Genomic DNA, 23,397 nt, shown 5'->3' on the forward strand with positions numbered 1-23,397 from the left:
AGGTGCTTCCCCCGGGGTACGGCTACTTCTTCTTCTTGGCCTTCCGGGCAGCCGCGCGACGCTCCTGACGGGTCGTCCGCGCCGTGACGGATCCCCCTTCGTCCCGCTCCTCCACGCCGCCGTCCTCCGACGGTGCCGAGTAGTGCAGCCGCTGCTGCTCCGGCTCGTCCTTGAGGCCCTTCGCCCGGATCGCCGGACGCGACTCCTCGCCGGCGGCCCCGCCGCCGAGCAGCTCGTCCATCGTCATCGGCCTCGTCGTCGACTGCGGCGCCGCCTCAACCTCGACGTCGGTGTTGAAGAGGTAGCCGACGCTCTCCTCCTTGATCGCCTCGTTCATCGCCTCGAAGAGCTGGAATCCCTCGCGCTGGTACTCGACGAGCGGGTCGCGCTGGGCCATCGCCCGCAGGCCGATGCCCTCCTTGAGGTAGTCCATCTCGTAGAGGTGCTCGCGCCACTTGCGGTCCAGGACCGACAGCACGACCCGGCGCTCCAGCTCGCGGGCCACCGGCTCGCCGAGCTCGGACTCGCGACGGTCGTAGGCCTCGTGGATGTCCGTGACGACCTCCTCGCGCAGGTTCGTCGCGTTGAGCTGGGTCAGGCCACCGGCCCGGGCGACGAGCTCGTCCTTGGTGAAGGAGATCGGGTAGACCGCGCCGAGCGCCGTGAAGAGCCGGTCGAGGTCCCAGTCCTCGCTGAAGCCCGCACTCGTCTCCGCGTCGACGTAGCCGCCCGCGACATCGGTCATGAAGTGGCGCACCTGCTCCTCGAGGTTCTCCCCCTCGAGCACCCGGCGCCGCTCGTCGTAGACGACGGTGCGCTGGCGGTTGAGCACGTCGTCGTACTTGAGCACGTTCTTGCGGGTCTCGAAGTTCTGCCCCTCGAGCTGGCTCTGCGCCGACTCGATCGAGCGCGAGAGCAGCTTGCCCTCGATCGGGGTGTCGTCGTCGAGCTTGGCCGTCGACATCACCCGGTCGACGAAGCCGGCGTTGAAGAGCCGCATGAGCGTGTCCTGCAGCGAGAGGTAGAAGCGGGACTCGCCCGGGTCACCCTGACGACCGGAGCGTCCACGCAGCTGGTTGTCGATGCGGCGCGACTCGTGCCGCTCCGTGCCGAGGACGTACAGGCCACCGAGCGCGGTGACCTCCTCGTGCTCGGTCGCCACCGCCTTCTCCGCCTGCGCGAGCGCCTCGTCCCACGCGGCCTCGTACTCCTCCGGGGTCTCCTCCGGGTCCAGCCCACGACGGCGCAGCTCCGCCACGGCGCGGAACTCGGGGTTGCCGCCGAGCATGATGTCGGTGCCTCGACCGGCCATGTTCGTCGCGACGGTCACGGCGCCCTTGCGGCCCGCGTCCGCGACGATCGCCGCCTCCCGCTCGTGGTGCTTGGCGTTGAGCACCTCGTGCTTGATGCCGCGCTTGCCCAGCAGGTCCGAGAGGTACTCGCTCTTCTCCACGCTCGTCGTGCCGACGAGGACCGGCTGGCCGTGCTCGTGCCGCTCGGCGATGTCCTCGACGACGGCGCGGAACTTCGCCTCCTCGGTCCGGTAGACCAGGTCCGGCTGGTCGATGCGGATCATCGGCCGGTTCGTGCGGATCGGCACCACACCGAGCTTGTAGATCGAGTGCAGCTCGGCCGCCTCGGTCTGGGCCGTACCCGTCATGCCCGAGAGCTTGTCGTAGAGGCGGAAGTAGTTCTGGAGGGTGATCGTCGCCAGCGTCTGGTTCTCGTTCTTGATCTCCACCCCCTCCTTGGCCTCGATCGCCTGGTGCATGCCCTCGTTGTAGCGGCGGCCCTTGAGGATGCGGCCCGTGTGCTCGTCGACGATGAGGACCTCGCCGTCCATGACGACGTAGTCCTTGTCGCGCTGGAAGAGCTCCTTGGCCTTGATCGCGTTGTTGAGGTAGCCGATGAGCGGGGTGTTGACGCTCTCGTAGAGGTTGTCGATGCCGAGGAAGTCCTCGATCTTCTCGATGCCCGGCTCGAGCACGCCGACGGTGCGCTTCTTCTCGTCGACCTCGTAGTCACCGGTCGCCGCGATGCCCCTGAGGGTGTCCGCGGCGGTGCCCTTCTCGAGACGCTTCACGAGCTTGGCGAACTCCACGTACCACTTCGTCGGCTGGTCGGCCGGACCCGAGATGATGAGCGGCGTGCGCGCCTCGTCGATGAGGATCGAGTCGACCTCGTCGACGATGCAGAAGTTGTGGCCGCGCTGGACGAGGTCGTCGGTCTTCCACGCCATGTTGTCGCGCAGGTAGTCGAAGCCGAACTCGTTGTTCGTGCCGTAGGTGATGTCCTTGGCGTACTCCGCCCGGCGCTGCTCCGGCGTCATGCTCGCGAGGATGCAGCCGGTCTCCAGGCCCAGCGCCCGGTGCACGCGGCCCATGAGCTCGGCCTGGTACTCGGCGAGGTAGTCGTTGACCGTGATGACGTGCACGCCCTTGCCCTCGAGCGCGTTGAGGTAGCTCGGCAGGGTCGCGACGAGGGTCTTGCCCTCACCGGTCTTCATCTCGGCGACATTGCCCAGGTGCAGGGCCGCCCCACCCATGAGCTGGACGTCGAAGTGCCGCTTGCCGAGCGTGCGCCGCGACGCCTCACGGACGGCGGCGAAGGCCTCTGGGAGGATGTCGTCGAGCGTCTCGCCGTCCGCCAGGCGCTTGCGGAAGACGTCGGTCTCGGCCCGCAGCTCCGCGTCGGTGAGCTTCTCGAAGTCCTCCTCGATCGCGTTGACCTGAGCAGCGATGCCCTCCAGCCGCTTGACGACGCGTCCCTCACCGGCACGCAGCAGCTTCTCGACGATCTTCACGGGTACTTCTCTCCTGACGACGGCACGATGCCCGCGGCGAGGCTGGCCCGGCCGCGGGGATCCGTAGAACTCCGCCAGGCTAGTCGCTCGCCACCCACGGCACCCAACGAAGGGAGTGACGCCGGCGTTCCCCCCTTCGTCCCCTCGGTCGGGGCGCGCGTCGTCGAAACCCCTTTGCACCCGGCCTGCCCCACCGAGGACAGTGGTCCGGTGACCTCCCGCTACCCCGACGACGTCCCCCGGCTCACCGACGGCACCGTGACCCTGCGCGCGATGACCGAGGCCGACCTGCCCGCCTCCGTCGAGCAGAGCGTCGACCCCGAGACGGTGCGATGGACGACGGTCCCCTCCCCCTACGACATCGAGGACGCGCGCGAGTTCTTCGGGGTCATCCGGGCGGGCTGGGAGGACGACGGCGAAAAGACCTTCGTCATCGAGGTCACCGGCGACCCCGGCCCGATCGCCTTCGCCGGTCTCATCGATGTCCGCCCCTCCCAGCGCGGTTCGTCGTGGGAGGTCGGCTTCGCGACCCACCCCGCCGCCCGGGGCCGCGGGGTCATGACCGCCGCGCTGCGGCTCGCGGTCGCATGGGCGTTCGAGCAGGGCGCCCCGAGCGTGTATTGGTACGCGGGCGTCGGCAACTGGGCCTCGCGGCGAGTGGCGTGGAAGACGGGCATGACGTTCCACGGCACGCTCCCCCGCTTCGTCAAGGGTCGCGACGGTGCCGAGGATGCGTGGGTCGCGTCACTGCTGCCCGGGCAGCCCATGGAGCCGCAGACCCCGTGGCACGTCGCCCCGGTCATCGAGGGCGAACGGGTGCGGCTGCGGCCGTGGCGTGACGACGACGGTGCGGCGCTGCTGCCACGGAACGACCCGCCGCACTGGCTGGGCGACGACGACGGCGCTCCGTCGATGACGTCGGCCGACTTCCCTGTGTGGCTCGAGCGGCGACGCAGCACTGTCGCCGCAGGCGTCGCCGTCGACTGGTGCATCGCCGACCGCGAGACTGACCAAGCGCTCGGCGACCTGGACGTCTTCGTCCGCGGTGGGACGCTCGACGGCAGCGATGTCGCTGAGATCGGGTATCAGCTCACGCCGAGCGCGCGTGGCCGAGGGATGGCCAGCGAGGCTGCCCGGCTGGCCGTCGCGCACGCCCTGAGGCCTGCCGCTGAGGGCGGACTTGGCGTGCGTCGGCTCGTCGCCGAGACGGCCGCGGACAACGAGGCGAGCAACGCCGTCCTCCGACGAGCGGGCTTCGTCGAGTACGGCCGCGAGCACGCCGTGGACGCCCTGCCCGACGGCACGTACGGCGACGCCCTCTACTGGGAGCTCGTCGACGGGTCCTGACCGGCCCGTCCGGTGACGTCCGCGAGAGCCAGCCACCGAGCCATCGCGTCGAGCTCCGTGTCGAGCTCGGCACGGTCCTGCGCGCCCCCGCGGCCCGGCTCCCAGGTGAGCTGCTGCACGCGCAGCACGCCGGGGGCGCGGTCGGCCTTGAGGTCGACCCGGCCGATCAGCTCGTCATCGAGGAGGAAGGGCAGGACGTAGTAGCCGTGGACCCGCTGCGGCGCGGGGACGTAGATCTCCAGCCGGTACCGGAAGTCGAAGAGCTGCTCGAGCCGCGGACGGTGCCAGACAGCGGAGTCGAAGGGCGACAGCAGGGCCCGCGCGCCGATGCTGCGGGGCCGCCGAGCCTCGGCATGGAGGTAGGCCGGCGCGCGCAGGCCCTCGACCTCGACGACCTCGACCTCGCCGGTGGCGACGAGCTCCTCCAGGGCGCGCCGCGTGTGCGAGGTCTTGATGCGGAAGTAGTCGGCGATGCTCGCGACGTCGGCCACGCCGAGGGCGCGTGTCGAGATCCGCACGAGCTCGAGGTACGCCTGCTCGGCCGAGGGTCTGGCGTCGCGGTCCAGCCACGGCCCGGCGTGCGCCGGCGGGACGACCCGGGCGGGGGAGGCGTAGCGGCGCTCGAACTGCGAGGTCCGGCCCGCGCTGGAGACCTGCCCGGTCCAGAAGAGGTGCTCGAGGGCGTTCTTCACGAGCGACCAGTTCCACCCCCAGTGCTCCGAGGTGCGAGGCGCGTCATGCTCGATCGCGGTCTCGATCTGGCGGGCCGTGCGCGGCGCGCCCCCCTCGACCTCGGCGAGCACGGCCGCGACGAGCGCCGGGTGCTCGCGGGCGACGCGCCGCATGCCTCCCCAGGCGTCGTCCTCGCCACGCCGCATCCTCGGGTGCTCCATGAGCGGCCAGGTCTGCGGTGGCATGAGGCTCGCCTCGTGCGCCCAGTACTCGACCATGCGACGTGGGGCCCGGTCCCGCATGCGGTCGAGCAGTGCGGTGTCGTACGGGCCGAGCCGGCTGAAGAAGGGCAGGTAGTGGCTGCGGGTGAGCACGTTGACGCTGTCGATCTGCACGAGAGCGACCTGGTCGAGGACCCGGCCCAGGTCCCGGGCGGTCACCGGGCGGTGAGGCCGCGGCGCGGCGAGGCCCTGTGCGGCGAGCGCGATGCGTCGGGCGGCCGGACGCCCGATGCGGCGGACCGCCGGGCTCATCGGTCGTCCTCGACGACCCCGTGGCGCAGGGCGAAGGTGGCCGCCTCGACGCGCGAGCCGACAACGAGCTTGTCGAGGATGCTCCGGACGTGGTTCTTCACCGTGTTCTCCGCGATGAAGAGCTCCTCGGCGATCTCGCGGTTGCGGCGCCCCTGGGCCAGCAGGACGAGCACCTGGCGCTCCCGAGCCGTCAGGCTCCGGTCTCGGGTGCGGGGGTGCCGCCCCCGGCGGCGGGGACCGGGGACGAGGGCGACCAGCTGCTCGGGTGAGCACCTGTCGGGCACCGAGAGCACGGCGATCTCGGTCCCCTCCCGTCGCAGGGTGTCGACGAGCGACCCCGGCGCCACACCCTCGAGGTGGGCGGAGACGACCGCGTCGGGCGCCGTCTCACCGACGAGCCGGACGACGTCGGCGAGGCCGGCGGCCTCCGCGACGATCACAGACCCGGCACGCTCCAGCACGCTGCGCATGCCGAGGCGGTAGATCGGGTCGCTGCACGCCAGCAGGAGGCGGGCGGTCGGCGTGCTCGTCATGCCCGCATCATGCAGGACCGGGGCGGGCGAAGGGCCCCGCCCCGGTCCTCCACGCGGTCGCGGTCAGCCCTCGCTGCCGGTCGCCGCCGGCGCCTCGTCCTCGCTCTCGAGGCGGAGCACGCCGTAGGACCAGCCGCGGCGTCGGTAGACCACGCTCGCCATGTCGGTCTCGCTGTCGTGGAAGAGGTAGAAGTCGTGCCCGACGAGCTCCATCTCACGCAGCGCGTCCTCGAGGGTCATCGGCGCGCTGAGGTGCACCTTCTCCCGCACCTCGATCGGGCTGTTGCCCACCGCACCGAAGAGGTCCGGCGTGTCGTCGTCGCTCGCCTCCGTCTCGACCACGAGAGGTGCCTGCAGCGCCGCGGTCGCCTCGGCCACGGAGACCGGCGACTTGCGGCCCCGGTGGACCTTGCGCTTGTCGTGCGCCCGACGCAGCCGCTCGAGCAGCTTGTCCGTCGCGAGGTCGACCGCTGCCTGCCGGTCGTCGTGCCGCGCCTCGGCCCGGATGACCGGGCCCTTGGAGCGGCAGGTGATCTCCACCCGCTCCGAGGTCTTGGCCTGCCGCGGGTTGGTCTCGTGGCTCACGAGCACCTCCACGCGCTGCATCCGCGGCTCGAGCTGACTGACCTTGCTCAGCTTGTCGGTGACGTACTCGCGCAGACGGTCGGAAACGGTGACGTGCCGTCCGGTGACGACGATCTCCATCGATCCTCCTAGGGACGAAGGGGGCATGCGGGACGAGGCGCGCTAGGCCGGAGAGTGCGCGGGCCACCTCCCTCGGCGCGGCTCGACGCCGCACCTGCCGGAGAACCCAGGAAGCCCCCGTGGGCTGCGGACTCCGCGCTCCTGGGGGCTCATGACGACAACCTAGTCGCAGATCCTCCCGCGGGGTAGGGGTGGCGCTCACGGCCCCCTCGGCGAGGGGTCACCAGGGCGCTGGCGGCCACGACGTGCACCGCCCCGGCGCTGCGCAGGGCGCGGCAGGCCTCGACCACGGTGCTGCCCGAGGTGATGACGTCGTCGACGACGAGGCACACCGCCCCGCTCACCCGGTGCCGGGCCGAGCGGGGTACCGCCATCGCGGAGGCGAGGTTGGCGCGTCGGTCGTCGGCCCCCAGACCTGCCTGGTCGGCCACCACCCGCACCTGCCTCAGCGCGTCGACGAGAGGTGCCTCTCGGGGGTCCAGGCCGGTGAGCGCGGACCGTGCCAGGGCATGCACCGGGCGGTCTCCGCGGCGCCGGGTGGTCCGGCGGCCGCTCGGCACCGGGACGACGACGAGGTGCCCCGCCGCGGCCGCCCGGGCCGCGAGGGCATCTGCGCCGAGGGTCGCGTCGACGGCCCGGGCCAGACAGGCGCCCAGCGCGGGCGCGAGGTCGCGACGGTCGGCGTCCTTGTAGGCCCGCAGGAGGGCAGCGGCCGGACCCGCGTAGGCACCCCCGGCCCAGGACTGCGGCCACCCCGCAGGGAGTGGGCACGGGATCGCCGGCCGGGCGGCACCGGCGAGGGCCCCGGAGCACGCGGCGCACAGCGACGTCCCGGGCTCGCGGCACCCGCCGCAGGTGCTGGGCAGGGCGAGATCGATCACCGAGCGCAGCAGGTCCCTCATGACCGCAGCGTCCCGCTCGCCCCCTCACCGGTAGCTGTGAGCGAGCCGTCCTGTGGACGGAGGGACCGCTGGGGACCGGGCTGTGGGCCCAGGGTCAGGCCGACGGGACGACGACCGCCCCGGGGCTGGAGAGCTTGCTCCAGCTGGCTCCGGTGCGGACGTAGGCGCCCGCCGACGCGCTCACGAGGAGGTCGCGCACACCGCCGGTGGTCGCGATGGACCGTGCGCCCCGGACGGGCGCAAGCGCCGAGATGAGCCCGCCCACCTCGACGACGAGCGGGCGGATCTCCTGGTCGGTGGGCCGGCGGCCGAGCACGGCGAGCGTCGTCGGGGTGATCCAGGCGAGGTCGATCGCGTCCTCGATGACGGCAGCGACGCGCAGGGCGCGGGTGGCGGTACCGGTCGGCAGCCCGTTCGGCTGACGGGCGACACCGCTCACCTGGATCTGCACGTCCTTCCCGTCCTCCTCGGAGGAGATCACCGCGATGCAGGCGCTGTCCGGGCTCAGCGAGAGCGATCGGGGCCGACGACCCGAGAGCCAGAGAGCGGGGACCTTCGTCGGGCCGGCCTCCGCGTCCCCCGCGTCGAGCGAGGAGTTGATCGCCCACAGCCGGTCGCCGGCCTCGGAGCCCACGCCCCCGACCCAGAGCACTCCCGACGCGTCGTAGACCGGCTTGGTCATCTGCCTCCCGAACTGCTCGACGGGGATGGCCCGCCCGTCGTCGCGCCATCGCACGAGCTCGAGCCCCGAGGAGCGCACCCCCGCGACCTCCTTGCCGTCGAGGCTCACGGCGAGCCGGTTCCAGTCGGCCGGGACGTCGGCGAAGGGGGTGTCCAGGGCAGCGACGCCCTCTGGCGTCACCGAGGTGACGTCGGCCAACGAGACGCGGACGAGACGTCGGCCGTCCCGGACCACGGCTGACTGCTCCTCGGGTGCGCGCGCCTCGATGAACCCGAACTGCGAGGGGCTCGTCCACGGCGGGTCGACGCCCTCGATGTCCACCCGCGAGCCGTTGATGCTCATTGCCACCTCGGAGACCGTCGGCAGCTGCACGAGGGAGGCGACGAGCTGAGCCGCGAGGTTGCGCCGCAGTGTGGGGTCGGCGGACAGGCCACGCTTGAGGTCGACCTGCGCGACCCCGGAGATGACCGGCACGGCGTCGAAGCGCAGCTCCGCGGTCTCGTCGGTCTGCACGGCACCGTCGAGATGGTCGGGCACCCGCCCGAGCTGGGTCCGGACGAGCCGGGTGGCCTCCTGGTCGCTGGGGATCCAACGCAGGTCCGGCACGAGCCGGTTCCACCCGATCGCCGTGTAGTGCACCCGGTACCGGCGGTACATCTGGTCGACCCGAGAGAGCGGGAGGAGCCGGCCGAAGCCCTCCTGCACCTCCGCGATGCGCCACTCCCCGGCCACCTGCGACATGCCGAACGCGACGCTCGCCCCGTCGGTCGAGCGGGAGAGGCTGAGACGGGCGTCGGTGTCGATCCGGGCCACGACCCGCGCCGAGACCTCCAGGGACCCGTCCTCGTCCCGGAGGACCACCCCTTCGTCCGAGTGGACGATCGTCTGGGCGTCGTCGGGCCGCCACGCGCGGCTCGCCTCGTCGGTGAGGTAGCTGCGGGCCACCGACAGCCCGTTGCCGGTCGCCGCACCGGCCCGGAGGAATCCCCGGACGATGTCCTCGGGGGTCATGCCCGCACGGGGACCCTCGGGCTGGTACTGGATCCCCTCGTCCTGGGGCACCTCGACATCCAGGCCGGGCCGGACGGTCTCGTCGACCGTCAGGCCGCAGGCGCCGAGGACCCCGAGGCTCATGACGCCGAGGGCCGCGCGCCGCGTGACCGCCGATGTCGACCAGGTGCGCCCGCCGCCGCTCATGCGTCCTCCCCTGCCCCGCGGGGCGAGGCCTCGAGGACCTCCGTCGGGGTGAGGGGCAGCGCGGCCGCCGTGATCTGCCCGTTGGGGTTCTTGGGCAGGGTGAGCCGGAAGCGTGACCCCTCTCCCGGCTCACCCCAGGCCTGGAGCCAGCCGTGGTGCAGGCGGGCGTCCTCGAGCGAGATCGCCAGGCCCAGGCCCGTCCCCCCGGTCGTCCGGGCCCGCGCGGGGTCCGCGCGCCAGAAGCGGTTGAAGACGAGCGAGGCCTCCCCGGACCGGAGCCCGACGCCGTGGTCCTCGACGACGACGGAGACCGCGTCGGCGTTCTCCCCGACGTGGACGACGACCGGTTTCCCCTCCCCGTGCTCGATCGCGTTGACGACGAGGTTGCGCAGGATCCGCTCGATCCGCCGACTGTCGATCTCAGCGATGGCCGTCAGGCTCGTACGCTCGACCGAGACCGTCGACCCACGGACCTGCGCGATGGGCTCGGCCGAGGCGATGGCCCGGTCGACGACCGCGTTGAGGTCGGTCGGCTCGAGGTCGAGCACCGCCGCTCCCGCGTCGTGCCGGCTGATCTCGAGGAGGTCCGCGAGGAGGGCCTCGAAGCGCTCGAGCTCGGCGACGAGCAGCTCCGCCGAGCGCGCCGCGACGGGGTCGAGCTCGTCCTTGCTCGCCATGAGGACGTCGGCGGCCATGGTGATCGTCGTCAGCGGGGTCCGCAGCTCGTGCGAGACGTCCGAGACGAAGCGCTGCTGCACCCGCGAGAGGCCTTCGAGCTGGCGGATCTGCGCCTGGAGGCTGTCGGCCATGTCGTTGAACGACCTGCCGAGCTGGGCGAGGTCGTCGTGGCCCCGGGCCGACATGCGCTCGTTGAGGTGGCCGGAGGACAGTCGCTCGGCGACCGCGGCCGCGCGACGCACCGGGGTGACCACCTGCCTCGTGACGACGAAGGCCACGCCCGAGACGAGGATGAGCAGCGAGAGCGCGCCGAGGATGAAGGAGCGCGAGATCGTCCCGAGCGTGCGCTCCTCCCGGTCCATCGGGAAGACGAGGTAGACGTCGTAGGCACCGGCCGTGGGGACGGTGATCTGCGACCCGACGACGACCGCGGTGACGGTCTCCTCGGAGGCGCTACCGGTGACGTCGGGCGCCTCGGTGCCGTTGCGCACCACCTCGATGGTCGTCGTCTGCTGGCGCTCGGGGTCGGCCCCCACCGCCTGCTGCAGCTCCGCCGGGATGTCGCTGAGGTCGATGCCGCTGCCCTTGATGAAGCGGGTCTCCAGCGGCGGTCCCGGCTCCTCGTTGCCCTGCGAGCGCGTGAGCACGAAGTACCGCGACCGGTCGTCGGCCGGGGGCGCCAGCGTGGAGTTCACGATGTCGTTGACCGCCTGCGACAGCTTCGCCGGGGTCTCGGTCTGGTCGGTCTGGTCGAGCGCCTCCTGGGCGTCGTTCGTCAGCTGTCGGGCGACGGTCTGCGAGGTCGTGACCCGGTCGGAGACGAGACCCTCAGCGATCGAGCGGTACATCGCCACGCTGATGATCGAGACGGTGATGAGACCGAGCACCAGGGTCATGGACACGACCCTCAGCTGCAGGCTGCGGCGCCACCTGCCGATGAGCTGGCGCAGGATCCGGGTCGGCAGGGCGAGCGGACCCGGCGCGACGGTGTCCGGCCGGGCGGACATCCTCAGGCCGGGCCGGCCTTGTACCCGACGCCCCGGACCGTCACGACGATCTGCGGGTTCTCGGGGTCGAGCTCGATCTTGCTGCGCAGCCGCTGGACGTGCACGTTGACGAGCCGGGTGTCGCCGGCGTGCCGGTAGCCCCACACCTGCTCGAGGAGGACCTCGCGGGCGAAGACCTGCCAGGGCTTGCGGGCCAGGGCGACGAGGAGGTCGAACTCGAGGGGGGTCAGCGAGAGCTGGGTGTCGCCGCGCTTCACGGAGTGGCCCGCGACGTCGATGGTGAGGTCACCGATCTGCAGCCGCTCGGGCTCCGGCTCGTCGCCGCGGCGCAGCCGGGCGCGCAGCCGGGCGATGAGCTCCTGCGGCTTGAAGGGCTTGACGACGTAGTCGTCGGCGCCGGACTCCAGACCCACGACGACGTCGACCGTGTCGGTGCGCGCGGTGAGCATGACGATCGGGACGCCGGACTCCTGGCGGATGCGCCGGCAGATCTCGATGCCGTCCATGCCCGGGAGCATGACGTCGAGGAGCACGAGGTCGGGCCGGGTCTCGCGGAAGGCGTCGACCGCCCGCGACCCGTCGGCGACGTGGCTCACCTCGAGACCCTCCTTCTGGAGGACGATCCCGAGCATCTCGGCCAGCGCCTGGTCGTCGTCGACGACGAGGACACGTCCCTTCACGTGCGGTCCCTCCTGGGTGGTACGTCTCGCTGCGCCTCGCCATGGTCGCACATGCGGCCGGTCTGGGCCTCCAGGCCCGCCGCGTGCGACAGGTGCCGCGAGGGACGAAGGGGGGATCCCCCTTCGTCCCTCGACGACGGGTGTCCGTCAGTACCGGTAGTGCTCCGGCTTGTACGGGCCCGCCACGTCGACGCCGAGGTACTCGGCCTGGCCCTTGGTCAGCTCGGTGAGCTCGACCCCGAGGGCGTCGAGGTGCAGGCGCGCGACCTTCTCGTCGAGGTGCTTGGGCAGGGTGTAGACCTCGTTGTCGTACTCGCTGGTCTTCGTGAAGAGCTCGATCTGCGCGATCGTCTGGTTCGCGAAGGAGTTGCTCATGACGAAGCTCGGGTGGCCGGTGGCGTTGCCGAGGTTCATGAGGCGGCCCTCGGACAGCACGATGATCGAGTGCCCGTCGGCAAAGGTCCACTCGTGGACCTGCGGCTTGATCTCGGTCTTGGTGATGCCCTCGACCCGGGCCAGCCCGGCCATGTCGATCTCGTTGTCGAAGTGACCGACGTTGGCGACGATCGCCTTGTCCTTCATCGCCGCCATGTGCTCGGCGGTGATGACGTCGTAGCAGCCGGTCGTCGTGACGAAGATGTCCGCCTGGTCGGCGACGGAGTCGAGCCGCGCGACCTGGTAGCCGTCCATCGCGGCCTGGAGCGCGCAGATGGGGTCGACCTCGGTGACGATGACGCGGGCGCCCTGGCCGCGGAGGCTCTCGGCGCTGCCCTTGCCGACGTCGCCGTAGCCGCAGACCACGGCGACCTTGCCGCCGATGAGGACGTCGGTGGCCCGGTTCAGGCCGTCGACGAGGCTGTGCCGGATGCCGTACTTGTTGTCGAACTTGGACTTGGTGACGGAGTCGTTGACGTTGATCGCCGGGAAGATCAGCTCGCCCGCCTCGGCGAGCTGGTAGAGGCGGTGGACGCCCGTGGTGGTCTCCTCGGTGACGCCCTTGATGCCCTTGCTCACCTCGGTCCACCTCGTCGGGTCGGCCTCCATCGTCCGGCGGACGAGCGCCTTGAAGACACTGAGCTCCTCGGAGTCCTCCTCGGTCGTCGGCGGGACCTGGCCCGCCTCCTCCCACTGACGGCCCTTGAGGACGAGCATCGTCGCGTCGCCGCCGTCGTCGAGGATCATGTTCGGGCCACTCTCGGCGCCGGACTCGGGCCAGGTGAGGATCTGCTCGGTGCAGTCCCAGTACTCCTCGAGGGTCTCGCCCTTCCAGGCGAAGACCGGGACACCCTGGGGGTCCTCGGGGGTGCCCTGACCGACGACGATCGCGGCGGCCGCCTCGTCCTGGGTGGAGTAGATGTTGCAGCTGGCCCAGCGGACCTCTGCGCCGAGCGCGGTGAGGGTCTCGATGAGGACGGCGGTCTGCACGGTCATGTGCAGCGAGCCGGCGATCCGGGCGCCCTTGAGGGGCTGGCTCTCGCCGTACTCCTCGCGCAGGGACATGAGACCGGGCATCTCGTGCTCGGCGAGACGGATCTGGTGGCGGCCGGCCTCGGCGAGGCCCAGGTCGGCGACCTTGTAGTCGAAGGACACGCGTGTGCTCCTAGAGAGTGGGGTTCACAGGTGGGCGAAGTTTCGCGACCCGGCGTCGTCCTTCTGGACCCTCGGGGTCATCACCCACGCCGGCAGCCCCAGTGTACGAGGCGTGCGGGTCAGTGCGCCGCGGTCGGGGCGGCGGCCGCGTCACCGCGCCCGTCCGCCGGACCGTCACCGTGGCCCTCGCCGTGGCCGCCGCCCTTCTTCCCGAAGGGCAGGAGCGAGACGACCCCGACGATGACGCTGCCCCAGAGCAGGCCGGCGACGAAGGAGAAGAAGGTGTTCGTGAGCCACCCGAGCGCGCCTCCGACGGCGCCGGTCGCGGCGGCGACCTGCTCCTCGACGTGATGGACCCACTCGTAGGGCTGCGGCAGCCAGTGGGTCTCCTCGAGACCGACGAGGATGATGTGCCCGCCGACCCAGATCATCGCGACGGTGCCGATGACCGAGATGGCCGCGAGGACCTTCGGCATCGCCTTGACGAGACCCCGGCCCAGGCCCTCGGTCCTCGGCTTCTCGGCGAGCTTGAGGCCGATGTCGTCCATCTTGACGATGAGCGCGACGACGCCGTAGACGACGAGGGTGATGAGGATCGCGACGACGGTGAGGATGACCGCGCGCGCGACGAAGCCCTCGGCGGCGACCTCCTTGAGCGCGATGACCATGATCTCGGCGGAGAGGATGAAGTCGGTGCGGATCGCGTTGGAGGTGACCTTCTCCTCCTGCGCGGCGGCGTCCTCGCCCTCCGATGCGGCGACCGGTGCGTGGTGGTCCTCGTGGCCGAGGATCTTGCCCCACACCTTGTGGGCGCCCTCGTAGCAGAGGTACGAGCCGCCGAGCATGAGGATCGGGGTGACGATCCACGGCAGGAACTGGCTGAGCAGCAGCGCCGCCGGCAGGATGAAGAGCAGCTTGTTGCGCAGCGAGCCCGTGGCGATCTTCTTGATCATCGGGAGCTCTCGGCTCGGGTCGACGCCCTCGAGGTACTGCGGCGTCACCGCGGTGTCGTCGACGACGACACCGGCCGACTTCGCGCTGGCCCGCCCCGCGGCGGCCGCGACGTCGTCGACGCTCGCGGCGGCGAGGCGCGCCATCGCCGCGATGTCGTCGAGGAGCGCGAAGAGGCCGCCGCTCATCGCCGGCCCCCGGTCACGGGGAGGGTGAGCGCGGGGCGAAGGGGGGATCCCCCGGCGTCGTGGCGGGTGGCGCGGTCGGTGAGCACGGGGAGAGGTTACCCGCGGAAGGTCAGCCGGGAGTGTCCGTGGACTCGGTGATGTGGGGCGGGGTATCGGGCATGAGGTCCAGCAGCCCGATGACCGCGTTCTCCACCACCTCGGTGAGGGCGGGGTGGATCCAGTACTGGCCGCGCGCCACCTCGGCGAGAGGGGTCCCGAGCGACATCGCCTGGATGAGCGGCTGGATGAGCGTCGAGGCCTCGGGTCCGACGAGGTGCGCCCCGAGCAGCTCGCCGGTCGAGGCGTCGCCGACGAGGACGCACCGGCTCGTCGTGTCGTCGAGCGCCCAGCCGTAGGCGGTCGAGCCGTAGTCCTGGACGTGGACGCACACGTCGTGGCCCGCGGCCCGCGCCTCGGACTGCGTCATGCCGACCGTGGCGACCTGCGGGTGGGTGAAGACCGCCGACGGCACCGCCCGGTGCATGAACGCCCGGAGGTCCTCCGGGTGCGCGAGGTTGTGCGCGACGACCCGGGCCTCCTGGTTGGCGACGTGCTTGAGCATGTACGGCGAGCTGACGTCGCCGAGCGCCCACACCCCGTCGGCGCTCGTCCGGCCGTGGACGTCGACGACGACCCGGCCGTCCGGGTGGAGGTCGACGCCGGCGGCCTCGCACCCGAGGTGCTCCGTGCTCGGCGCCCGCCCGGTGGCGACGAGGACCTCGTCGACCTCGAGCTCGGTGCCGTCGGTGAAGGTGACGCGGATGGCCTCCCCCTGCTCGAGTGTGGCGACCGTGGTCCGCGTCCGCACGTCCCACTGGGCCGCCGCGGCCTGGGCGAAGGGGGTGCGGATCGCCTCGTCGAGGTGGGTGAGCATCCCTTCGCCCCGGACGGCCACCGTCACCCGGGTGCCGAGGGACGCGAAGACGTGGGCGAGCTCCGCCGCGACGAAGCCTCCGCCGACGACGAGGAGCCGCTGCGGCAGGTCGTCGATCCGCATGATCGTGTCGGAGGTGTGGACCGCCACCCCGCTCTCGGCGATCGCCGTGGGGATGAGCGGGTGCGCGCCGGCGGCGATGACGACCCGGTCGGCCGTGACCTCGACCGGCCCCTCGGGGAGGTCGACGACGAGGCGACGCTCGCCGGTGAGGCGGGCGTGGCCGCGGTAGAGCGTCGTGCGCTCCCCGTCGCGCCGGTAGGCCTCCCCTGCAGCGGCGATCGGGTCGATCCGACCGAAGATGCGGTCGCGGATGGCCGGCCAGTCCGCGCCGTCGAAGCGGGTCCGGAGGCCGAGGTGGGCGCTTGTGGCGGCCTCGCGCGCGCGGTCGGCGGGCAGGACGAACATCTTCGTCGGGATGCAGCCGACGTTGAGGCAGGTCCCGCCGAAGACCGGGCCTCCCTCGATGATCGCGATGTCGAGGTGCTCGAGGTCGGGCGTGACGAGGGAGTTGCCCGAGCCCGAGCCGATGATGACGAGGTCGTGGTGCGGCACGTGGTTACGCGGGGCCGGGACGCCGGCCCTCGTCGACGAGCAGGACGGGGATCCCGTCGTCGATCCGGTAGGCGAGGCCGCACTCTCCGGAGGTGCACACGAGCTCAGGGCCAGAGGGCCCCTCCGCGTCGCGCAGCTCGCTGCGGCATGCCGGGCAGCGCAGGATCTCTCGCAGCCAGGGTTCGATCTGGGCGCTCATCGCGGCCTTCCTTCGTCGGTCGTCGTGGTGGGTCAGGCGCGGACCTGGGTGAGGACCTCGTCCCGGACCCGTGCCATGGTCGCATCGTCCGCTGCCTCGACGTTGAGGCGCAGGAGGGGCTCGGTGTTGCTCGGCCGGAGGTTGAACCACCACATGGGCTCACCGGCGTCGCCGTCGTGGGTGACCGTCATCCCGTCGAGCTCGTCGATCTCGACCCCAGGGGTGCGCTCCTGGACCCAGGCCCGCACCCGGTCGGTGACCGCGACCGCGTCGTCGACGGTGGAGTTGATCTCACCCGAGGCCGGGTACCGGTCGTAGGGAGCCATGACCGAGCTCAGCGGCTGCTCCGTCTCCCCGAGCGCGGCGAGCACGTGCATCGCGGCGAGCATCCCGGTGTCGGCGAACCAGAAGTCCCGGAAGTAGTAGTGGGCGCTGTGCTCACCGCCGAAGACCGCCTCGTGCTCGCTCATCGTCGCCTTGACGAAGGAGTGCCCGACCCTGGTCCGGACAGGCCGGGCCCCGCTCTCGGCGATGATCTCCGGCACCGCCGCCGAGGTGATCGCGTTGTGCACGATCGCGATGTCGCCGGCCGGGCTGCCGGCGGCGACCTCCTTGGCGACCTCGCGGGCGGCGATCATCGCGGTGATCGCGCTCGGGCTCACCGGGTCACCGTGCTCGTCGACGACGAAGCAGCGGTCCGCGTCACCGTCGAAGGCGATGCCGATGTCGGCGCCGTGCTCGCGGACGGCGGCCTGGAGGTCGACAAGGTTCCTCGGGTCGAGCGGGTTCGCCTCGTGGTTGGGGAAGGTGCCGTCGAGCTCGAAGTACATCTCCTCGATGCTCAGCGGGAGCGCGGGCAGCCCGGCCCCCGTCCCGAGGACGGCGGGCACCGTGAGGCCACCCATGCCGTTGGCCGCGTCGACGACGACGGTCAGCGGGCGGATCGCCGACAGGTCGACGAGTCCGCGCAGGAAGCCGGCGTAGTCGGCGAGCACATCTCGCTCGGTCACCGAGCCAGGGGTGCGGTCGAAGCCCGACCGGCCCTCGTCGAGGTGTCGCTGGGCCAGCTCGCGGATCGCCGCGAGGCCGGAGTCCTGTCCGACCGGACGGGCCCCCGCGCGGCACAGCTTGATGCCGTTGTACTGCGCCGGGTTGTGGCTGGCGGTGAACATCGCGCCCGGGAGCCCGAGAGCCCCGCTCGCGTAGTAGAGGCCGTCGGTGCTGGCCAGGCCGATGGTGATGACATCGATGCCCCGCGCGGTGATACCCGCCGCGAGGGCCCGGACGAGCTCCGGGGAGGACGGCCGCATGTCGTGGCCCACGACGACCGCGCGAGCCCCCTCGGCCTCGGCGACGACCTCCGCGAAGGCGGCCCCCAGCGCCCACACGACATCGACGTCGATCTGGTCGGGCACGGTGCCACGCACGTCGTACGCCTTGACGAGCTGAGCGAGGTCGTGAGTCACCGGATCAGAGTAGACGGCACCCTGCGAGCGGCGACGGAGGACCTCAGGACTCGTCGCGCAGGACGCGCAGGTGGCCGCGTCGCCCGGTCTCGCGGGTGCTGCTCGCGGCCTCGACCGAGCGGGGCACCGGCGTGACGGCCCGGGCCCCGGCGGTCTCGTCCCGGCGGGGCTGCGGGCGACGACGGACGACCTCGGCCAGCGCGACCAGGTCGTCGTGCGACTCGGGCGGCGGTGCGCCGGTGTCCAGGCGCACGACCTCCCAGCCACGGGGTGCGGTGAGGCGCGCGGCGTGCTCGGCGCAGAGGTCGTAGGCGTGCGGCTCGGCGTACGTCGCGAGCGGTCCGAGGACGACGGTGGAGTCCGAGTACACGTAGGTGAGGGTGGCTGACGCCGGGTGCGGGCAGGCCGCACGAGAACACATCCGAGACACACTCACGCTCGACAATGTAGGGCACGCGGGTCCCTGCCCGGGGAGCCGCGCCGGAGCGCCTACCCTGACTTCCGTGGCAGGTGGACGAGATCGGCGCGGGCGAGGCGGTCGGGGACCGCTCGCCTGGCCCCGGGTGCCCGCGATGCTCACCCGCGCGGAGGCCTTCGACGAGCTCGTGCTCGACTCCGCGAAGCGCTACCAGTCCCACCTCGAGCGGCGCGGCCGGCAGGTGGAGCTCGTCGTCGACGACGTGCCTCCCGCAGACCCTGCTCCCTGGGAGGACGGCCCGACGCTGGCCCGCGTCCTCCCGGGCGACGGGCAGGTCCCCCCACGGATCGTCATCTACCGACGGCCGGTCGAGGCCCTCGCGGCACGCGAGGGAGACCTGCCCGCCGTCGTGGGCATGGTCGTCGCCCGGCAGGTCGCCGAGCTCCTCGGGGTCGAGGTCGAGGACATCGACCCGGGTCTGGCCTGAGCCCGTCAGGGCAGGGGGACGACGTCCACGGCGGGGTCGCTCGTCCGCGCCCGGAGCAGCGGGGTGACGCTGAGCACCGGCGCCCCCGCTGCCGTGCCGCGTGTCAGCACCGACGCGCGGACCTCGTCGCCGGAGACGCGACGCACCCAGACGGCCTCGGCGTCTCCCAGCGCGAGGACCCGCGCACGGTCCTTCTCCAGGGCGATCTCCTCGACCTTCTCCCGACCGGCGCTCACCGTGATCACCTCGACCTCTGAGGCGGCGACCGGCGACGAGAGAGCCAGGTGGCGCTCGAGGCCGTCGACCTGCGCCGGGACGGTGGTGCCGACGAGGTCGTCGACCAGCGGGCCGGCCACGCTCCAGGCGATGTCCCCCGCGTCGCCGCCCTTCGGGGGCCGCCCGACGATCTCCGCCGCCGCCACGACGGGCTCGTCCGCGGTCACCGAGAGCGCCTGGACGGAGTCCTTCGCGGCGACCTTCACCACGGCGGTCCCGCCGGCGGGCACGGTGACGACCCCGACCGCGTGCCCCCGCCGCTCGTCCATGGCCCGCACGGTGACGATGGCGTCCCGTCCGCCCGGGGCGGCGAGCACGACCCGGACCGTGCCGGCGTCGGGCACGGCCCCGAGGACGTGCTGCCGGTCCGGGCCCGCGGTGGCCGGGACCACCTCGAGCCCTCGCGGCGTGAGGCCGCTCATCCAGTGGTCGACGAGCCAGGCACCGACGGGACCTCCGGTGGCGGTGACCCGCAGCACCTGTGCCTCGTCGCCCCCCGTCACCCCGTCGAGGAGCAGCGCGGTGCGCGAGCGCGGAGGGACGACGATGTCCTGGCCCGCGGCCGGTCGCGAGGTCCCCTCCGGCGAGAGTGCGGTGAGGTCGACCGAGACGGGGTTCTCCCCCGGGTTCACGAGGAGCAGCCGTTCCTGACGACCGGCTCCAGCGCCTCCGCCGACGAGCCACTGGTCCGCCCGGGACGTCACGCACGGCGCGATGCTGCCGCCGGCCGCGGACTCGCGGCCGACGACGACCTGCTCGGCGCCGACGAGACCAGCGGCGAGCTCGCCCTCACCGGCGAGGGTCGATCCGTCCGGGGCCACGCCACGGTGCGCCACCCGTCGGGCACCGTCCGGCGCCTCGCGGGGGTCCTCCCCCACGGGGTGCACCGTGAGCGTGCCCGCCTCGGGCGCGCCCGGCGTCGACGGCGACGAACTGTCGTCCGGGGGCACCTGTCCGGCGACGACGCTCGGGGCGGCGACGTCATCGACGCCCTCGACCCCGCGGAGCGGCGCTCCGGGGCAGACCAGCTCTGCCTCGCTCACGGGGACGGTCGCGGCCGTCGGTGTCGACGGGGTCACCTCGCCGTCAGGCCGCTCGACGAGCTGCCCGGTCGCGACCACGGCGGCTGCCGCTGCGATGGCGAGGCCGGCACCCAGGCTCCTCATCGGTCCTCCTCGCGCGGCGTGCGCCGGTCGGTCGGGAGTGCCAGGTAGAGCGCGACGACGAGCGCCCCGAGCATGACCCACTTCCAGGTGGCATGACCGACATCGACCGCGATCTCCACCTCGGAGACTCCCTCGGGCACGGCATAGGTCGGGGCGGCGCTGCGGGTGTCGAGGACCAGCGGGGTGCGGTCCCCCGTGACGACGGCGTGCTCGGTCCAGCCCACCGCCTCTCCGACGACGATCCGCCCCGGGCCCTGCACCGGGTGGCTCCGCACGCTCGCGCTGTGGTCAGCCAGCCCGTCGAGGGTGAGCGAGCCGTCCTCCCCGACGAGCCGTGCCCGCGAGGGTGTCCGCGCGCCCATGGCGTCCGGCCGCACCGACCAGGTGGTCGTCCCCTCCCCGTCGCTCATCCGACGAAGCCCGGGGGTCGAGTCGATGGCCACCTCGTCCTCCTTCGTCGGGTGGTGCATCGTCACGTAGCCGATCCCCCACGTCCCGAGCGCGACGTCGACCGGCGTGCGGCCGCTCGCCCCCAGGCCGAGCAGCGCCGCGACCTCGCGGCTGACCCCCTCCTCCGTCATCGGCCGCGGGAGGTCGCGGACGAGCTGCGGGGCCTCCCGGCCGACGAGCCGGCTGGTGAGACGACCGTCGGCGCGCGCGAGCACGAGCGTCCTTGACGCGAGCGGTCCCTCGGCCGCCTCGATCGCGATCCGCGGGCGCTCGTCGCGCCAGGTCGTCAGTCCGTCGCCGAAGCTGGTGAGGGCCACGAGGGCGGCACTCCCGAGGACCCCGACCGCGAGGGTCACAGCCGGGAGTGCCCGGGCCACCTGCCGCGCCCGGCCGGTGGCGGCGGGCAGGCCGGTGACCCCGAGCCCGGCGAGCACGAGGAGACCGACGGTGACGAGCAGCCCCCCGGTACCGGGCCAGGGATGGATGTCGAGCCCCGCGCCGGGCGTCCCGGCCGGCACCGTGCCGAGGACGACGAAGGGGGACACGACGGCGCCTGCGGCTCCGAGGACCGCGACGACCGCGGCCGCGACGCTCAGGGCGGCGCGTCCCACGACGAGGCCGAGGATGGCGAGCAGCAGGACCGGCAGGTACCACCAGAGCGGGATCTCTCCCGGTCCACCGGGAGCCGCCGCCGCGAGCCGCCAGCCCTCGGGCAGGTCGCCGTGCGAGGTCGTGCCCCAGCCGGCGAGCAGCCGCAGCGGCTCGGCCCGGAGCGTGAGCAGCCACGGCCCCGCGAGGAAGAGCGGGACCGCAGCGAGGGCGATCCCCCGCCCTCTCCGACCGGGCCCGCCGCGAAGCAGCAGCCCGAGCCCGACGAGGACGACGAGCAGGCCGAGGGCGGGGACGAAGACCCCGACGACGGCGGCCCACAGGGCTGTCCGCACGGCGTCGCTCGACCCCGGTCCCGCGCGCGATGCACGCACGACACCTGCCCCCACCCGCGGTAGCAGGACGATGGCCACGAGGGCGCCCACCCTCCCTTCGCCCGCTGCGGCGGCGGCAACCGGGGTGGCGACCCAGCCCAGGCCCAGCAGGGCGCGGACCCATCGCGCCGGGGTGACGACCCGGGCGGCCCGGTAGGCGACCAGCGCAGCCAGCGGCAGGGCAGCAAGGACGAAGACGGTGAGCACGACACCGGCGGGCGAGCCGGTCTGGTCGCCCCCGGGCAGGCGCTCCACGACCCAGCTCGCCGCAGCGAGGAGCAGCAGGGCGGGACTCTGCTCCCCCGCCGCGCCGACCCCGGAGCCGTTCCAGGCGTCACGCCAGGCCGCGAAGAGGGAGCGGGCCGTGGCCCGGCCCCCGAGCAGCTCGCCGCCGACGAGCCCACCGTCAGGGCCGTCCCGGAGCTCACCGGTGATGAAGCGCCCCGCCCAGGCGGACATGGCGACCGCCGCGAGGAGCAGGTACGGGAGGGGGCTGCGGAGCACGCTGCCGGTGTCTCCCCCGGCGGTGCGGCCGTCGAGGCGCTCGTCGGCGCCCCGGATGTCGTCGACGAGTCGGCGGCGGGCCTGGTCGTCGGCGACGAAGAGCGTGGAGAGGTCCCGACGCCCGACCTCGGCAGACGACCCCCGACGGCGCACCGCCGGGAGGAGCCTGGGGCTGAGCGACCCCTTGACGAGGGCGAGCTCCTCGGTGGCGAGGTCGGGCCGACGGATGAGCAGCAGGCCGAGGGCGAGCAGGCCGGAGACCAGTGCGCCTCCGAGCGCCCGCAGCGGCAGCGAGAGGGCCGTGCCGCGCGCGAGCGCGACGCTGCGCGCCTGGGCCCGGTGGTCGCTGCCCGGGCGGCGCTCGTCGCTCCGGGGGACGACGGCGACCCGCGCGTCGGGGACGGCGACGACCCGCAGGCCCCTGCGGTGCGCGCGCCACCCGAGGTCGAGGTCCGCGCCCAGCTCGCCGAGCGACGCGTGGTGCCCGTCGAGGTCGAGGTAGGCCTGCCGGTCCACGAGCAGACCCTCGAGCGGTCCCGCGATGACGTCGAGGGCGTCGTCGTGCTGTCCCTGGTCGCGCTCCCCAGACCGGGGCGTGGGGACGAGACGGCCGGCCCGGGTGACCTGGATCCCCTGCCGGACGATGACACCCGGGTCGGCGACGTCGACGAGCTTCGGGGTGGCTATCGCCACCCCGCGGGCGACCGCGCCGACGAGGCGGGTCAGCGCCTCCGGCTGCGGACGGCAGCGGCTCGTGAGGATCCAGACCAGGTCGCGGCGCCCGTCGTGGGTGGGCAGGCTCGCGACGAGGTCGCGCAGCGCTCGTCGCGCGCTCTTGCGCTCGGGCAGCCGGGTGACGAGCACGCTGGCACCGGCCTGGCGCGCGGGGGCCGCGAGCGCCTCGAGGTCACCGAGACCGTCCGGGCTCGAGTCGACGAGGAGGAGTGTCGAGACGAGGGGGCCGGCGTCCGTGGCCGGATGGGCAGCGGTCTGGGCGAGGAGGGCGGCGATCGCGGCGGCCGCGTCGTCGGACGTGCTGGCGAGGAGGACGGCCGAGACGGCCGGCTCGTCCTCGGGGACCCGGCGTGAGGGCGCCGCGGTCGGGGGGCGATGCTCGGGAGGTGCGTCAGTCACGAGGAGCGCGTCAGACGGCGCGCTTCTTCAGCTTGCGCCGCTCGCGCTCCGAGAGCCCGCCCCAGATGCCGAAGCGCTCGTCGTTGGCCAGCGCGTACTCGAGACACTCCTTGCGCACCTCGCAGCCGACGCACACCTTCTTGGCCTCACGGGTGGATCCGCCCTTCTCCGGGAAGAAGGCCTCGGGATCGGTCTGGGCACAGAGCGAGCGCTCCTGCCAGGACATCTCCTCGGCCTCGTCGTCCTGGATCGGGGTCAGCAGAAGCAGGTCGTGCATCGGTCCCTCCTCGATGTTTCGCACTCGACCCACGCGAGAGA

19 protein-coding genes are annotated in these 23,397 nt (G+C 72.8%); 2 read left to right on the forward strand and 17 right to left on the reverse strand.

What is annotated here, in order from left to right:
• Positions 1–22 precede the first annotated feature (22 nt).
• Positions 23–2,803 carry a preprotein translocase subunit SecA gene (secA, locus tag JNO54_RS12295; RefSeq protein WP_204144152.1) on the reverse strand — a complete coding sequence of 927 codons (2,781 nt, stop codon included), beginning with the start codon at positions 2,801–2,803 and terminating at the stop codon, positions 23–25.
• Positions 2,804–3,013: 210 nt separating this feature from the next.
• Between secA and JNO54_RS12300 the strand changes: the two genes are divergently transcribed.
• On the forward strand, positions 3,014–4,150 hold the full coding sequence (locus tag JNO54_RS12300; RefSeq protein WP_307818205.1) for a GNAT family N-acetyltransferase: 1,137 nt from the start codon (positions 3,014–3,016) through the stop codon (positions 4,148–4,150).
• Here the strand turns inward: JNO54_RS12300 and JNO54_RS12305 are convergent.
• From JNO54_RS12305 to JNO54_RS12365, 13 genes are all read right to left on the reverse strand, one after another.
• Entirely contained in the window at positions 4,123–5,355 is a 1,233-nt protein-coding gene (locus JNO54_RS12305) for a winged helix-turn-helix domain-containing protein (protein ID WP_204144153.1), read from the reverse strand. The genes JNO54_RS12300 and JNO54_RS12305 overlap by 28 nt on opposite strands.
• A complete protein-coding gene (locus JNO54_RS15030) occupies positions 5,352–5,888 on the reverse strand; it encodes a response regulator transcription factor (RefSeq protein ID WP_307818206.1) in 537 nt (178 codons plus the stop codon). Before JNO54_RS15030 ends, JNO54_RS12305 begins: the two co-directional genes overlap by 4 nt.
• A gap of 63 nt (positions 5,889–5,951) precedes the next feature.
• Positions 5,952–6,593: a ribosome hibernation-promoting factor, HPF/YfiA family gene (hpf, locus tag JNO54_RS12315; RefSeq protein ID WP_204144154.1), complete on the reverse strand. Its 642-nt coding sequence runs from the start codon at positions 6,591–6,593 to the stop codon at positions 5,952–5,954.
• Positions 6,594–6,742: 149 nt separating this feature from the next.
• Positions 6,743–7,495, reverse strand: coding sequence for a ComF family protein (locus JNO54_RS12320; protein WP_204144155.1), 753 nt, complete (start codon positions 7,493–7,495; stop codon positions 6,743–6,745).
• Positions 7,496–7,589: 94 nt separating this feature from the next.
• Entirely contained in the window at positions 7,590–9,374 is a 1,785-nt protein-coding gene (locus JNO54_RS12325) for an LpqB family beta-propeller domain-containing protein (protein ID WP_204144156.1), read from the reverse strand.
• Positions 9,371–11,059: an MtrAB system histidine kinase MtrB gene (gene mtrB / locus JNO54_RS12330; RefSeq protein WP_204144157.1), complete on the reverse strand. Its 1,689-nt coding sequence runs from the start codon at positions 11,057–11,059 to the stop codon at positions 9,371–9,373. Before mtrB ends, JNO54_RS12325 begins: the two co-directional genes overlap by 4 nt.
• A gap of 2 nt (positions 11,060–11,061) precedes the next feature.
• Positions 11,062–11,739: an MtrAB system response regulator MtrA gene (gene mtrA, locus JNO54_RS12335; protein ID WP_204144158.1), complete on the reverse strand. Its 678-nt coding sequence runs from the start codon at positions 11,737–11,739 to the stop codon at positions 11,062–11,064.
• Positions 11,740–11,886: 147 nt separating this feature from the next.
• Positions 11,887–13,329 carry an adenosylhomocysteinase gene (ahcY, locus tag JNO54_RS12340; RefSeq protein WP_204144159.1) on the reverse strand — a complete coding sequence of 481 codons (1,443 nt, stop codon included), beginning with the start codon at positions 13,327–13,329 and terminating at the stop codon, positions 11,887–11,889.
• Between the two features lie 119 nt (positions 13,330–13,448).
• A complete protein-coding gene (locus JNO54_RS12345; protein ID WP_204144160.1) occupies positions 13,449–14,468 on the reverse strand; it encodes a DUF808 domain-containing protein in 1,020 nt (339 codons plus the stop codon).
• A gap of 109 nt (positions 14,469–14,577) precedes the next feature.
• Complete coding sequence (locus tag JNO54_RS12350) at positions 14,578–15,996, reverse strand: mycothione reductase (protein ID WP_204144161.1); 1,419 nt, start codon at positions 15,994–15,996, stop codon at positions 14,578–14,580.
• A 4-nt stretch (positions 15,997–16,000) separates the two neighbouring features.
• Positions 16,001–16,195, reverse strand: a complete 195-nt coding sequence (locus JNO54_RS12355) for a Trm112 family protein (RefSeq protein WP_204144162.1) — start codon at positions 16,193–16,195, stop codon at positions 16,001–16,003.
• A gap of 32 nt (positions 16,196–16,227) precedes the next feature.
• On the reverse strand, positions 16,228–17,661 hold the full coding sequence (locus JNO54_RS12360) for a phosphomannomutase/phosphoglucomutase (RefSeq protein WP_204144163.1): 1,434 nt from the start codon (positions 17,659–17,661) through the stop codon (positions 16,228–16,230).
• A 43-nt stretch (positions 17,662–17,704) separates the two neighbouring features.
• Positions 17,705–18,097, reverse strand: coding sequence for a DUF3499 domain-containing protein (locus tag JNO54_RS12365; RefSeq protein ID WP_307818207.1), 393 nt, complete (start codon positions 18,095–18,097; stop codon positions 17,705–17,707).
• 136 nt (positions 18,098–18,233) lie between these two features.
• Between JNO54_RS12365 and JNO54_RS12370 the strand changes: the two genes are divergently transcribed.
• Positions 18,234–18,566, forward strand: a complete 333-nt coding sequence (locus tag JNO54_RS12370) for a metallopeptidase family protein (protein ID WP_204144164.1) — start codon at positions 18,234–18,236, stop codon at positions 18,564–18,566.
• Positions 18,567–18,571: 5 nt separating this feature from the next.
• Here the strand turns inward: JNO54_RS12370 and JNO54_RS12375 are convergent, their stop codons facing one another.
• Genes JNO54_RS12375 through JNO54_RS12385 form a run of 3 tightly spaced genes read right to left on the reverse strand, consistent with a single transcriptional unit; the run spans position 18,572 to position 23,356 of the window.
• Positions 18,572–20,008, reverse strand: a complete 1,437-nt coding sequence (locus JNO54_RS12375; RefSeq protein ID WP_204144165.1) for a DUF5719 family protein — start codon at positions 20,006–20,008, stop codon at positions 18,572–18,574.
• Complete coding sequence (locus JNO54_RS12380; protein WP_204144166.1) at positions 20,005–23,079, reverse strand: glycosyltransferase; 3,075 nt, start codon at positions 23,077–23,079, stop codon at positions 20,005–20,007. Before JNO54_RS12380 ends, JNO54_RS12375 begins: the two co-directional genes overlap by 4 nt.
• A gap of 10 nt (positions 23,080–23,089) precedes the next feature.
• Positions 23,090–23,356, reverse strand: a complete 267-nt coding sequence (locus JNO54_RS12385) for a WhiB family transcriptional regulator (protein WP_204144167.1) — start codon at positions 23,354–23,356, stop codon at positions 23,090–23,092.
• Between the last annotated feature and the right edge of the window lie 41 nt (positions 23,357–23,397).

Origin of the sequence: Janibacter endophyticus, from assembly GCF_016888335.1 — a bacterium.
GTDB lineage: Bacteria > Actinomycetota > Actinomycetes > Actinomycetales > Dermatophilaceae > Marihabitans > Marihabitans endophyticum.

Excerpts from the sequence above, each read along its gene's own strand:
- JNO54_RS12320 (WP_204144155.1), bottom strand. The coding sequence starts at position 7,495 with ATGAGGGACCTGCTGCGCTCGGTGATCGATCTCGCCCTGCCCAGCACC.
- JNO54_RS12375 (WP_204144165.1), bottom strand. The coding sequence starts at position 20,008 with ATGAGGAGCCTGGGTGCCGGCCTCGCCATCGCAGCGGCAGCCGCCGTG.
- JNO54_RS12370 (WP_204144164.1), top strand. The coding sequence starts at position 18,234 with ATGCTCACCCGCGCGGAGGCCTTCGACGAGCTCGTGCTCGACTCCGCG.
- JNO54_RS12305 (WP_204144153.1), bottom strand. The coding sequence starts at position 5,355 with ATGAGCCCGGCGGTCCGCCGCATCGGGCGTCCGGCCGCCCGACGCATC.
- mtrB (WP_204144157.1), bottom strand. The coding sequence starts at position 11,059 with ATGTCCGCCCGGCCGGACACCGTCGCGCCGGGTCCGCTCGCCCTGCCG.
- JNO54_RS12325 (WP_204144156.1), bottom strand. The coding sequence starts at position 9,374 with ATGAGCGGCGGCGGGCGCACCTGGTCGACATCGGCGGTCACGCGGCGC.
- hpf (WP_204144154.1), bottom strand. The coding sequence starts at position 6,593 with ATGGAGATCGTCGTCACCGGACGGCACGTCACCGTTTCCGACCGTCTG.
- JNO54_RS15030 (WP_307818206.1), bottom strand. The coding sequence starts at position 5,888 with ATGACGAGCACGCCGACCGCCCGCCTCCTGCTGGCGTGCAGCGACCCG.
- JNO54_RS12385 (WP_204144167.1), bottom strand. The coding sequence starts at position 23,356 with ATGCACGACCTGCTTCTGCTGACCCCGATCCAGGACGACGAGGCCGAG.
- JNO54_RS12345 (WP_204144160.1), bottom strand. The coding sequence starts at position 14,468 with ATGAGCGGCGGCCTCTTCGCGCTCCTCGACGACATCGCGGCGATGGCG.
- JNO54_RS12355 (WP_204144162.1), bottom strand. The coding sequence starts at position 16,195 with ATGAGCGCCCAGATCGAACCCTGGCTGCGAGAGATCCTGCGCTGCCCG.